Genomic DNA, 12,408 nt, shown 5'->3' on the forward strand with positions numbered 1-12,408 from the left:
CGCAAAGAAAAAGCAAAAATCTGTTATTTCAACGCAAAAACTGTAACTAATGTGTTCGCTATCGAAAAAAAACCAGCCAGTTACAATATTTCCGGCGGTTTAAATAGGCTAAATCTGCCTCCATTTTGTAGGCCTCCCGTTCGAAAGAAATGCTCATATACGCCTTCTGATGATTGCGGTAGCGAACAAGATTTACCAGATAATTCAGCAGGTACAATACATAAAAGGGCAGTACCAATAGTTCTATCTGCTGGCGTAAGTGAATCCGTTCCTGGTTAAGCAAAACAGCATCGTTACGCATGGCGTCATGGCGGAGCAAAATAACAGGGAACAGCGCCATGGCGTTAACATTTAGCCAGGAGGCAACAATAAGCCAACCCTTCATTTAGCAGTATCGATAAACATTTTTGGCAGGGGCGCCAACTCGAATGCCCTGGGGTTTCTGCGGTAGCGTTTGTAGCTGCTGCGTACATAGGCAACAAAGTCGTACTCGCTTGCCGTGGTTACCATATTGTAGCTGGGGCGGTATTTCAGCATAAAATCGGTAAGCTCGGGGTCTTTTAAAAAGGTAATACCCCCCACGTACGATTTATTGAAGCGGAAGTCGATTACCGATTGGCGGTAGTCGCGGTCGATAATTTCTTTCAGGTGCTCGGCGTTGCGGCCGCTACTGCTGAACAGGTTATAAAGCGCATCTATGCTGAAGCCAACGCCGCCTTGTCCTAACGAAAGCAGATCCGGGTTGCTGGATGGGCCGTATATCTTGCTGTAATCGCTTTTTGTGGCCAGATACCGCCGTTGCGGGTTAAGCACGTTGTCGCGTATGGTTACCTCTTGCAGTTGTATGGCTGTTGGGCGCATATAAACGGCCAGTGGCAAATAGTTTTTTACGGTAAGGGTATCGGCAAAATGGTCGGATTTACTGAAGATAAGCACATCGCCAATGCTGGCTTTTATGGTAAACTCTCCCTTGATGGTGTTGTAAATAGACTCGCCGGTATTGTTGTTACGCACGTTTACCCGGGCAATACGCACGCTGCTTGTTTTATCGAATACGATACCCGTTACCTGCTTTTGCTGTGCAAAAGCCTGCATAAAAAATATGCAAAACAGGATGGAGAGCCATAGTTTCATTGTAGGAACCATAAAGCTACGCGTTTACAGCGAAGCCGCACGTTTTATTAACAAATTTTAACACGCTATTTTATCACAACAAGTTTTTGGCCAATCTTCAGGTTATTATCGACCAGGTTGTTGAGTGCTTTTAATTCGTCAACGGTGATACCAAAACGTTTGGAGATGTTGTATAGTGTATCGCCCTGTTTTACGGTATAGATTTTATCATCGGGTGATGTCTTGGCAATCGTATCTGGCTGGGCGCTGCCAATGTCGTTGTTTATCTCGGTGAGCACGCGGTCCTCGCGTTTTATTTTTGCAACGCCGCCTTCGGGGCGGTCGTACTGGTCCAGGTTGTATTTTACGATTAGGTTTATCAGCAACTGGGGGTACCTGGGGTTAGTGGCATAGCCGGCTTTTTTTAGGCCATACGCCCAGCCGGTGTAATCGTCCTTATCCAGTTCGAAAAGCCTTGCGTAATTCTTCTTCTTCAAAAACTCGGAGTGGTCGCGGTAGCTGTCTTCCGGGTTGTCGTACACGCGGAAACAATCGTTGGTTTGGTCGTCGTCTTTATAGTAGCTTGGCCCTGTCCAGGTGCTGCCACATTTAATGCCGAAGTGGTTGTTGGCTGCTACGGCTAAATCGCTGTTGCCCGCGCCCGATTCGAACAAACCCTGCGCCAGCGTTATGCTGGCGGGTATGCCGTAGGCGTTCATCTCTTGTATGGCGATGGCCTTAAAGCGATCGATATACTCCAGGGACGACATATTGCGATGCGATGCGATGGCCGCCTGGTTACGTTTTTGGATAGCCCGGTTGTTCTTTCGCGCTTTGCTATTGCTGATGGCGCTTTTATGCGCAGAGCACGAATTGAAAAGAATAGCGAGGATGAAAAGGATGTAAAATTTCCGCATGCAGCAATAACCTTAGCCGATAGAACGGCTAAAACGAAAGTAAATTATTTTTGGCTATTGTCCGCAAGTTGCGCAGGCATATTTGTGTCTACGGGTTTTTCGTCGAGGTCGTTCAGCTTATATTTTTTGATGATGGCCATCACTTGCGATGCCCAGGTGCGGCTGCTGCAGTAGCCACTGCGTTGTATGCCGCGCGCCCAACCTGCGTAATCGTATTGGGTAAGCTTATCGGCCAGGTGGCTAAATTGCTTGCGCTCGGTCATGATGCGGGCAAAATCCTGGAAAGAATCCATAACCGAATCATAACGTTTATATGATGTGCGTACTTTTTTGTTGTGTTTGTAATAAACTACAGTGCCTCCGCCTTTTACGCCAAACTGGTTGTTGAGGCTTTGGGCGATATTGCTCTTGCCGCTGGCAGATTCGTGCATGGCCACGCCTAAAATGATACTGGCGGGTACGCCCGTCTCGTGCATAATGCGTACGGCATTATCTTTGAACTTATCGATGTATGATTGTGGAGCTGTTTGTGCTGAAACGGTTGCTGTGGTTGCAATTAACGCGCATACTAACAGTAGTGTAGCAGTAAAGAGTTTCTTCATAATTATTTTTTTCTGATGATCAGTAGTCCATCGCGGACGGGGAGGATTAGTTTCTCCACATCCGTATTTAAAGCTATCAGTTCATTTAGCTTGCGGATGCCTACAGTATCGGCGTCTTTTTCGTTGCCATATACCTTGCCTTTCCACAAAACATTATCAATTATTATTAACCCACCGGGCCTTACTTTGTGCAATACAAGTTCAAAATAAGTAAAATTATTTCGTTTATCCGCATCAATAAAAACCAAATCGAAGTTATTTTCCTCTAAATCAGCAATAACGGCTTCTGCGGCCCCAAAATGCAGCTTTATTTTTTTGTCAACATTTGTTGATTTAAAATGTGAAACAAGCATTTCCTCGTATTCGCGGTTAACTTCTATGGTGTGCAAAATGCCGCCCTCAACAAGCCCTTCGCTCAAGCAAATGGCAGAATATCCGGTAAAAGTGCCTATCTCCAAAATCAGTTTTGGCTGCACCATTTTACTCAGCATGCTCAGTAGCCTGCCCTGGTAATGGCCGCTTAGCATATGCGGTTTAAGCACTTTAAGGTATGTTTCGCGGTTGATGGCCTGTAGTTCGGGAGCCTCGGGGTCGAGGTGGGCATCTAAATAATCCTGAAGGTCTTGCGGGAGGATTTCCATGCGGCAAAAATAGGGAAATTATTTTTGACCAAGATTCGCGCCCTTTTTCTGAACCACGATTCACTTGATTAGAGGATTTAAGGATGCAAAGTGGGCAGCTATCCGTGGGAGGCGAGGAAAAAAATCAAGCCATCTGTTAATCAAGTAAATCATGGTTCAGACAATAAGCTTGTTATTATGCACCCTTTTAAACTGCAAGCTCTTCGAGCCAAAATTTATCAGCAGTCCTATTTCCATTTTGTATGCTTCCAGATAATTCATGGCCTGGGCTAAATGCACATCTTCCAAAGCAATCAAAGCCTTTAACTCAACCATAATTACACCCTCTACAAAGAAATCTACGCGGCGGGTTCCTATCTCTATCCCATCATAGTAAATAATCATCTCCATTTCTCGCGCGTATGCCAAGTTAGCTTTGGAGAGTTCAATAGCCAATGCCTTTTGATAAATCACTTCTTGAAATCCATTACCCAGAATGCTGTGTACCCGCATCGCGCAGCCAATAATTTTCTCGGTAAGTTCTTTGTGTTTCATCCAAGCAATTTAATGTTTCTTAACAAATCAAGAAATCCTCTAATCAAGCGAATCATGGTTCAGAAAATAACTACTTGCCGAAGAAACCCAACACCGTATCATTAAACAATTTTATCGTGCCGGGTTCTACCTGTGCATAATGTGTGGCGCCTTTAAATATCACCAGGGTAGATTTTGGGATGGCTGCCGCTATAGCACGGGTATGTTTTTCTATTATAAGGTCGTGCTCACCGGCCATTATCAGCACCGGAGCTTTAACCTTTTTCATATCATCAAATGTAAGATGCGGCTCATTTAATAACATGGTAAAAAGCCGAACCTCCATTTTAGATTTGGCGTCGCTCCGTTTTTGGAAAGCGGCAATGCCCTGTTTTACCTGGTTCAACACGGTATCGGGCAATGCTTCATTCGTAGGGAATAAGTTTGCACCCATAGTGGCCAGTTTTTTTACATAGGCCGGGTATTTTGCAGCCATAATTAAGCCGGTGTTCCCGCCATCGCTCCAGCCCAGGATGTTGGTCTTCTTGATGTGCAACGAATCAAGCAGTTGCTTCATGTCATCCGCAAACAGGTCATAACTTAAGGCACCGGTAGTTTCGTCGGTGCTTTTACCCTGGCCGCGGGTATCAACAGCAATTATTTTGTATTTCTTAGCAAGCGTAGGGATCTGGAAATTGAATGCATAGATACTCTGGCTGTTGCCGTGCAGCAACAGTAAAGGTTCGCCGGCACCATATGTTTCGTAATATAATGTGGCGTCTTTAAGTTTCACTCTGCCCGATGCCTTCGCATTGTTGCCATATGGAGGGCGGTTAGGGTCAAAATCGGGGTTTGTTTTTGCCTGGCTAATGTCTACTCCGTCAATCAGCACTTGCGCATCATCTATCCAAAGCTTACCTGCGCCGTTCAATACGGTCGCTACGTGTATCACTTGCGCATCTATAGGGATATCTGCTTTTATGGTGTATTGCGCCCAATCTTTTGTTCCCCTTATATTTTGTCCCTGCAATGTTTTAAACTCTACCATAGTCGGTTGCACGTTATCGATCCTTATCACCAAGGCAACTGCGCCATCAACGTCGGCAAATTTCATCCAGACTTTAAACTCAACCTCCTTGCCCTTAAACTTCGCCGGGATATCTTCTACAATACTTGCAAAAGCTCCCGGCCCACCGGCCTCTGTCTGTTCCATATATAAAGACCTGTTTCCGCTGTGTTTCTCGGCCGTGCTCACCTCTGCTTTATACCCCTTTAGCGGAAAAAAGGGCCGCCATTTATTAGGCATGGTGTTGCCCGCAATCACATTTTCAAACCCTAAGTTGTAAGTAGTATCGGATACTGCGGCGGGCGTTTGCGCGAAAGTTTGATTAACAAATAATACGGCGGCAGCGATAATAACTGTTTTTAGCATAAGGCGGTGTGTTGTTTCGCCTAAGGTAATTTAATAATTGAAAGGCAAAAAACAATTAACAGATTTTAACGGGAGGGCTTTTGATTGTTGTTAATAGGGGGCTTTATCATTTCTCCGCCTGGAGAAAATGATTGGATCAGTAACTCTTCCCCATCCAGGATTGTAAAAGTATCACGGCCGATATCGTATCCACCAATTCCTTGTTCTGCCTTGCTTTTTTGCCCATACCGCTTTGGGCTATAACAGCCGATGCCATTTTGGAGGTGAAACGCTCGTCCAGCATTTCTACCGGTATTTCGGGGAAGGTTTTCTTCAGAAGGTTAACAAAACCTTTTACATGGGGTGCTGATTGCGAGGGTGTATTATCCATCTGTTTGGGTTCGCCTACGATGAAGCGTTCCACTGGTTCGGTTTGCAGGTACTTTTTAAGGTAATCGATAATCTTAAGCGGATGTATAGTATCCAGCCCGGTGGCTATGATCTGCATCGGGTCGGTAACGGCAATGCCGATGCGCTTGGTGCCATAATCGAAAGCCATGATTCTCATCGGATTTTAGATTTTAGATGTACGATTTTAGATTGAAGCATGGCTTTGATATATGCCTACAAATGTGCGGATTATTTTGCGTGGGTGTCGCAAACTCGTCAAAATCTAAAATCTAAAATCGTACATCTAAAATCTATTCGCTAATTTGCACCAATGCAGTTTAAGCAAATTACCGGGCAGGGTGCTATAAAGCACCGTTTGATTACCTCTGTAAATGAGAACAGGGTAAGCCATGCTCAGCTGTTTTTGGGCCCCGAAGGTAGCGGCAGCCTGGCGCTTGCTGTTGCTTACGCCCAATACTTAAGTTGCGAGGATAAACAGCCCGATGATTCCTGCGGGATGTGCTCCAGTTGCCGCAAGTATCAAAAACTGATGCACCCCGATCTGCATTTCTCCTACCCAACCTTCGGCACGCCAAAAGAATCGTCGATAGATTTTATAGACCAATGGCGCACGGCGTTCACCGAAAACCCATACCTCAGCCTGGATACCTGGCGGGGATATTTAGATTCGGGCAACAAACAAGCTAACATCAACATTCTCGAATGCCATCAAATTATCAAAAAACTCAGCTTTAAACCGTTTGAGTCGGTTTACAAAGTTTTAATACTGTGGCTACCCGAGTACCTGGATAAACAAGGCAACGCACTGCTGAAAGTGATTGAAGAACCGCAGCCCAACACGCTGTTTTTGCTGGTGGCCCAAAACCAGGATCAGATACTGAACACCATCCTCTCGCGCACGCAGCTCATCAAAATACCCTGCTTAAATTTTGATGATATAAAAAGCCACCTCATCGCACAGCATAATCAGACCGAAACCGCCGCTTCGGAAATTGCTTACTTAAGCAACGGCAATATGACCGAAGCCCTAAGCATGCTGCAACAGGATGCTAAAGGCTACCATGTGATGTTTGTGCAGTGGCTGCGCTTATGCTTTGGCAACAAAGGGTTAGAGGTGCTTGCGTTTACCGACCAGGCATCTAAAATGGGGCGCGAAAACCAAAAGAATTTCATCCGGTATGGCATCAATTTCATCCGCGAATGTTGTTTGATATCGGCAGGTGCCGAAAGAATGGTACATTTACCGTCGCAGGAGCTGGAAACAGCGCGCAAAATGGCCGGCGTAATGAATATTGCCCAGGCCGAAACCATTATTACCGAGCTGGAAAAGGCTCACTATCATATAGAACGCAATGCTAACCCTAAGATCTTGTTTTTAGATGTATCTTTGCAGATTATAAAAGTACTAAATTTAAAAATCGTCCCTCCGGGGAATCATTATATACCGAATTAATTATGGGATGCGGAAGTTGCTCAACAGGGGGCGGTTGCTCACCTGCGGGCTGCAAAAGTAACGGCAGTTGCCTTACTAACGGTTGCAGCAAACTGGATGTACACGATTGGCTTTCCCACATGGATATGCCAACCAATTATAAGCCTTTCAGCATAGTTGAAATAAAATTCAAAGGCTCGCGAAAGGAGTTCTATCATAACCACGATAATATTTACCTGGAAGCGGGCGAACTGGTAGCGGTTGAAACCACCACCGGCGGCTACGATATTGGCCACGTAAGCATCACCGGCGAACTGGTGCGCATGCAAATGACCAAGCGCCACGTAAAAGAGGCCGATGTTACCAAAAAAATCTACCGGCGTGCTACCCCTGCCGATGTTGATAAATGGAAGCTGGCCAAGGATATGGAGTGGGAAACCATGCACAAAGCGCGCACGCTGGCTTTGGAGCTAAAGCTGAGCATGAAGATAAGCGATGTGGATTACCAGGGCGATAAAACCAAAGCCACCTTTTATTATACGGCCGAAGGCCGCGTAGATTTTCGCGAGTTGATCAAGAAAATGGCCGAGAGTTTCCGCATACGTATAGAGATGCGCCAGATAGGTATGCGCCAGGAAGCAAGCCGCCTTGGCGGTATAGGCAGTTGTGGTCGTGAACTTTGCTGCAGTACCTGGTTAACCGATTTTAAAACCGTATCTACATCTGCTGCGCGCTACCAAAATTTATCCTTAAACACCCTTAAGCTTGCTGGCCAATGCGGCAAACTGAAGTGCTGTCTCAATTACGAGCTGGATACTTACATGGATGCGCTTAAGCACATCCCCGATAACGTAAACACGCTTAGGACCGAAAAAGGCGACGCCCGTTTGCAGAAGACGGATATCTTTAAAAAAATAATGTGGTTTGCTTTCCCGCGCGAAGAATCGTGGGTGCCGCTGCCGATTACCCGCGTAAAAGAAATACAACAAATGAACCGCGATGGCGTTTTGCCTGCCGACCTTACCGAGGCCGTACAAGTAGAATTGATACCGGTAAAAGTGCTCGATTACGAAAATGTGGTTGGCCAGGATAGCCTTACCCGCCTGGATGAGCGCCGCAATAACAATAAAAACAAGAACAAAAATAAAAGCCGCGGCAAAGGCCCCCGTCCGGAAGGACAGGCCCAGCAAGCCGGCGCAAGGCCCGACGGCGGCAACCGTCAGCCAAATGCACCTCAACGAGAAGGCGGTGCACAAGCCGGCCCAAGGCCCGATGGCGGCAGGCGGCCCGATGGCAACCGCCAGCAAAACAATGGCCCAAAACGAGAAGGCGGCGCACAGGCTGGCCCAAGGCCCGACGGCGAAAAACCACAAGACGGGAACCGCCCGCAAGGCAATAACGCCAACAGGCGCAATAACAACCGCCGTGGCCCAAACCGTAACCCCAATAACCCACCACCAGCAAGGCCGGAATAAATGAAACTGAAGCATAGTTTGTTGCTGGCAGGATGCTTTGCCCTAATTTTAGCGGCCCAGGGTTGCAAAGATGCGGGTACGGTTATAGATACCAGCACCGAAATAGATAACCACAATTGGTCGTATAGTAACCGGATAAAATACGACGTGAACATTGATGATGCCAGTGTGCCTTATAACCTTTATCTCAATTTAAGGGTTGGGGGCGGCTATCGTTATTCTAACATCTACGCCTTGTTTTACCAAACATCTCCCGATAAAAAGCTCAGCAAACTGCGCTACGAGTTTACCCTGGCCAACCCCGATGGCGAGTGGCTGGGCAGCGGCAGCGGCAACTTGTACAGCTATCAAATGCCATTGCGCACGGCGTATAAATTCCCGGCACCCGGGGTGTACCATTTCGAATTAGAGCAAAACATGCGCGATAACCCCCTACACGAGGTAAGCGACGTGGGCCTGAAGGTGGAAAAAGCGAGATAATTTTTTATTGGTTTTTAATCTACCAATCAAAGCAAAAAATTATCTTAGTGGCTTAAACCTTATTAATTAAGCCATGAAAAAGCTTCTGTTCATCATCCTGCTGCTGCCTATCTTAGCAAAGGCGCAAGCACCCAATGCCGATAGCATCAAAAATGCAGGCACGGTAAAATATTATACCAAAATCATCGCCCAAAAACCCAACGATTCGGTAGCGTACTACAAACGAGGCAGCGCCTACCTTAACCTGGATAAATACAAGCTTGCCCTGGCCGACCTTAACAAGGCCCTGTTGATAAACCCCAAATATAAAGAAGCCTTGCTGGATAGGGGCCGCACCAAGCAGTCGCTTGAGGATTATGCCGGCGCGCTTAAAGATTATAATGCCTATCTCTTGCTGAAGCCAAACAGCTCTGCTGCTTTGTACAACATTGGTATGGTAAAGCGCATTCAGAAGGATTATAAAACCGCGCTGGATTACTTTAGCAAAGGATCAGCCATAGACCCAACCGACCCCGATTTCTACAACGAGATGGGTATCTGCAAAAAACGGCTCGAAGATTATAAGGGCGCTATAGAACTTTTCAATAAAGTGATAGAGCTGGATCCTAAAGATTATCGCCCGCACTTCAACACCGGCCTCACCAAAAACCTGATGGAAGATTACAAAGGCGCCATCGAATCATTCGACAAAGCGGCCCAACTCGATCCAAAGAACGGCGATATCTACTACAGCCGTGGTGATGCCAAACGGTACATGCAGGATTATGCCGCCGCTATAGAAGATTATAACAGGGCTATACAATTAGACCCAACATTTTTAGATGCCTATAATAACCGTGGTATAGCCAAATACAAAAGCGAGGATTTCGACGGGGCCATTGACGATGCCAACAAAGCCCTTGCCATCGATCCCAAATATGCCAATTCATTTTATAACAGGGGCCTTGCGCACGAATCGCAAAGCAATTATGCCGATGCGGTGGAGGATTTCGATAAATACATCGCACTGGAACCTACCGATCCTGATGGTTTCTTTAAACGCGGCAACAACAAGTTGAACCTCGATGATTTTGCCAATTCCATCATCGATTACAACCAGGCCATAAAACTAGATCCTAAATACACCAACGCTTACAACAACCGCGGGGTGGCCAAACGTTCGTTGCAGGATTACAAAGGAGCGATATTAGATTATTCCAAAGCCATCGAACTGGAGCCTAAAGATGGTACCTATTTCACCAATCGCGCATACGCAGAGCATATGCTTAAAGATGATGCATCAGCCTGTATCGACTGGAAGAAAGGCCTGGAACTTGGTGATAAAGACGCCGAAGAATACCTCACTAAATATTGCAAGTAAGGCAATTATAAAACAAAAAATCCTCTCAAAGCGAGAGGATTTTTTGTTTCATGATATTAGTTTACCGTGTAATCGGTGCTTATTTTACTAAAAGAGCCCAATTCTTTACCCGATTCTTGCGCTACGGTTGTACTGTTGTCGGTAATAATGTACGAAACCGTATTTCCCGTGCCCGAGTTCTGTATTTCCACGTGCAACACGCCGCCAGCCACCAGGCCGGTAGTGAATTCATAACTACCTGTAGTTACAGATTTAGTATCGATCGCCGAACTTACCGTCTCGTCGGCTTTTATTGCAGATAACGTAACGGTGAAGGCTGCCGTTGCAGTAACCGTTACTTTTATATTGTGCGGTACCGGCCCGGCAGCCCCTTTTTTAGAACAAGAGCTTATTGAAATGCAGCCCAAAAGGGCCAATAGGATGATTGCGTATTTCATGGTAGGTATATTTTGGTTTTATAAAACATGTAAATATGCCAATTGTTGTTTAAGAACACAAACTATCGCCATGAAGCAGGTCATTTCTTATTTGGTAATTATGCTGGCCGCCGCGCTACTCTTCTTTACAGCCTGCAAAGGCAACATAGGGCAAACCGGCGGGGCACAGGCAGATTCGGGCCAAAAGCATATCGGTAATTCCGGCCCGGCAGATAGCGCAGGCTATGCGGTTAGCCCAACAGAAGCCGGCGGCAAAGATACCAGCGGAAATGGTGGTGGTACTGCCAATGCACCAAAAGATACGCTGAGACCAAAACCGTAAAATTTTACGCCGGGAAGGCTGATAAAAATGGTATTTTAGGCGCTCCTGTTACCATATCGCATGAAAAAACTATTCGCCTTACTGTTTATCGCACCATTACTAGCCTCGGCCCAAAAAGCAACGCTTAAAACAACTGCGGCAGATAGCGTAGAAGCCGTAAAAGCCCTTGATTTTTACACCAAAGAAATTGCCGATTACCCAAACGAAGCCGATTATTATTACGAACGCGGCCATGCCAAAATAACGCTTAAGGATTTTAACGGCGCATTAATTGACCTTAACAAAGCTGTAAGCCTTAAAATTAATTTCGATAGGGCCTATGTAGACAGGGGCCGCCTAAAAGATGTAGTAGCAAATTACGATGGTGCGATAGCCGATTATGACCAAGCTATATCCATAAAACCCACCGCTGTAGCTTACTATAACCGCGGGCTGGCCAACTTAAGTTTAAACAACCCTGCCAAGGCCGATTTTGATAAAGCACTGGCTTTGGATGCCAATTATAAAAACGCACATATTGAACTTGGGCAAATAAAACAGCAGGCCGGCGATAATAAAGGAGCCATTGCAGATTATAGTGCTGCCATTGCCATCGACCCTAAGAACTTTGATGCTTACGTAAACAGGGCACAGGCAAAAGCGGATATTGGCGATTTAAAAGGAGCCGTTGCGGACTATGCCATGGCCATAAAAATCGGCCCTATTGATGCCGACCTTTATTTTAGCAGCGGCAATGCAAAACTAAACAGTAAAGATAATGCCGGTGCCGTAGCCGATTATAACCAGGCCATCCTTTTAAACGCCAAAAATGTACTCGCTTACTATAACCGGGCAATTGCTTTTGATAATTTGGGTAAATACGCCAGCGCCATTGCAGATTACACGGTCTTCCTAAAGTATAACGAAACCGACGGCAAGGCTTACCTCAACCGCGCCAACGATTATCTGAAAACGGCTAACTTTAAAAATGCGCTGGCAGATTATAATAAAAGCCTGGAGCTTAATCCTAATAATGCTGAAGCTTACTTTTTCCGCGCATTCTGCAAACGTAACTTAAAGGATTACCCGGGTGCCATCAATGATTATAGCCGCGTAATTAGCCTCAACCCGAAAAACGGCGATGCTTATAATAACCGTGGCTTCATCAATCACCTGCTTAAGAACGATGCCGCCGCCTGCCCCGACTTTAAAAAAGCCATGATGCTGGGTAATAAAGCAGCTACCGAAAACGCCCTGCATTTTTGCAGATAGCAGTCCCTTGCTTTTATCTTTCTTTAGTAATCTATAATTTACT

At 45.9% G+C, this 12,408-nt stretch carries 15 protein-coding genes; 6 read left to right on the forward strand and 9 right to left on the reverse strand.

All coding sequences use genetic code 11. The features are described from left to right. Nucleotides 1–58 precede the first annotated feature (58 nt). The 8 genes from AC1DXC_RS03740 to ruvX all read right to left on the reverse strand — a co-directional run bounded on the left by AC1DXC_RS03740 (nt 59) and on the right by ruvX (nt 5,765). Nucleotides 59–385, reverse strand: a complete 327-nt coding sequence (locus AC1DXC_RS03740) for a hypothetical protein (RefSeq protein ID WP_477457795.1) — start codon at nt 383–385, stop codon at nt 59–61. Beyond that, a complete protein-coding gene (locus AC1DXC_RS03745) occupies nt 382–1,134 on the reverse strand; it encodes a hypothetical protein (protein WP_477457796.1) in 753 nt (250 codons plus the stop codon). The genes AC1DXC_RS03740 and AC1DXC_RS03745 overlap by 4 nt, the downstream gene beginning before the upstream one ends. Nucleotides 1,135–1,199: 65 nt before the next feature. After that, complete coding sequence (locus tag AC1DXC_RS03750) at nt 1,200–2,030, reverse strand: glucosaminidase domain-containing protein (protein ID WP_477457797.1); 831 nt, start codon at nt 2,028–2,030, stop codon at nt 1,200–1,202. A gap of 44 nt (nt 2,031–2,074) precedes the next feature. Continuing rightward, nucleotides 2,075–2,632, reverse strand: coding sequence for a glucosaminidase domain-containing protein (locus tag AC1DXC_RS03755; RefSeq protein ID WP_477457798.1), 558 nt, complete (start codon nt 2,630–2,632; stop codon nt 2,075–2,077). A 2-nt stretch (nt 2,633–2,634) separates the two neighbouring features. Continuing rightward, nucleotides 2,635–3,273, reverse strand: coding sequence for an O-methyltransferase (locus AC1DXC_RS03760; RefSeq protein ID WP_477457799.1), 639 nt, complete (start codon nt 3,271–3,273; stop codon nt 2,635–2,637). 156 nt (nt 3,274–3,429) lie between these two features. Beyond that, nucleotides 3,430–3,807, reverse strand: a complete 378-nt coding sequence (locus tag AC1DXC_RS03765; RefSeq protein ID WP_477457800.1) for a GxxExxY protein — start codon at nt 3,805–3,807, stop codon at nt 3,430–3,432. Nucleotides 3,808–3,877: 70 nt separating this feature from the next. Next, complete coding sequence (locus AC1DXC_RS03770; protein WP_477457801.1) at nt 3,878–5,218, reverse strand: alpha/beta fold hydrolase; 1,341 nt, start codon at nt 5,216–5,218, stop codon at nt 3,878–3,880. A 136-nt stretch (nt 5,219–5,354) separates the two neighbouring features. After that, the gene (ruvX, locus tag AC1DXC_RS03775) at nt 5,355–5,765 is read right to left on the reverse strand and encodes a Holliday junction resolvase RuvX (protein ID WP_477457802.1); all 411 of its coding nucleotides are present in this window, start codon (nt 5,763–5,765) and stop codon (nt 5,355–5,357) included. 153 nt (nt 5,766–5,918) lie between these two features. Here ruvX and AC1DXC_RS03780 point away from each other — a divergent pair, with 153 nt between their 5' ends. The 4 genes from AC1DXC_RS03780 (at nt 5,919) to AC1DXC_RS03795 (ending at nt 10,355) form a co-directional block, all read left to right on the forward strand. Then, nucleotides 5,919–7,061 carry a DNA polymerase III subunit gene (locus tag AC1DXC_RS03780; RefSeq protein WP_477457803.1) on the forward strand — a complete coding sequence of 381 codons (1,143 nt, stop codon included), beginning with the start codon at nt 5,919–5,921 and terminating at the stop codon, nt 7,059–7,061. 2 nt (nt 7,062–7,063) lie between these two features. Then, on the forward strand, nt 7,064–8,515 hold the full coding sequence (gene ricT / locus AC1DXC_RS03785) for a regulatory iron-sulfur-containing complex subunit RicT (RefSeq protein ID WP_477457804.1): 1,452 nt from the start codon (nt 7,064–7,066) through the stop codon (nt 8,513–8,515). Beyond that, a complete protein-coding gene (locus AC1DXC_RS03790; RefSeq protein ID WP_477457805.1) occupies nt 8,516–8,995 on the forward strand; it encodes a gliding motility lipoprotein GldH in 480 nt (159 codons plus the stop codon). Nucleotides 8,996–9,068: 73 nt separating this feature from the next. Continuing rightward, nucleotides 9,069–10,355, forward strand: a complete 1,287-nt coding sequence (locus tag AC1DXC_RS03795; protein ID WP_477457806.1) for a tetratricopeptide repeat protein — start codon at nt 9,069–9,071, stop codon at nt 10,353–10,355. Between the two features lie 56 nt (nt 10,356–10,411). Here AC1DXC_RS03795 and AC1DXC_RS03800 read toward each other — a convergent pair whose 3' ends face one another. Then, the gene (locus tag AC1DXC_RS03800) at nt 10,412–10,792 is read right to left on the reverse strand and encodes a hypothetical protein (RefSeq protein ID WP_477457807.1); all 381 of its coding nucleotides are present in this window, start codon (nt 10,790–10,792) and stop codon (nt 10,412–10,414) included. 70 nt (nt 10,793–10,862) lie between these two features. On the opposite strand from AC1DXC_RS03800, the gene AC1DXC_RS03805 reads away from it, so the two are divergent. Then, entirely contained in the window at nt 10,863–11,114 is a 252-nt protein-coding gene (locus tag AC1DXC_RS03805) for a hypothetical protein (RefSeq protein WP_477457808.1), read from the forward strand. Nucleotides 11,115–11,174: 60 nt separating this feature from the next. Then, nucleotides 11,175–12,365 (forward strand): tetratricopeptide repeat protein, encoded by a 1,191-nt coding sequence (locus AC1DXC_RS03810; RefSeq protein ID WP_477457809.1) that lies wholly within the window; start codon nt 11,175–11,177, stop codon nt 12,363–12,365. The last annotated feature ends 43 nt before the right edge of the window (nt 12,366–12,408 follow it).

Source organism: Mucilaginibacter sp. P2_D11 (assembly GCF_056404435.1).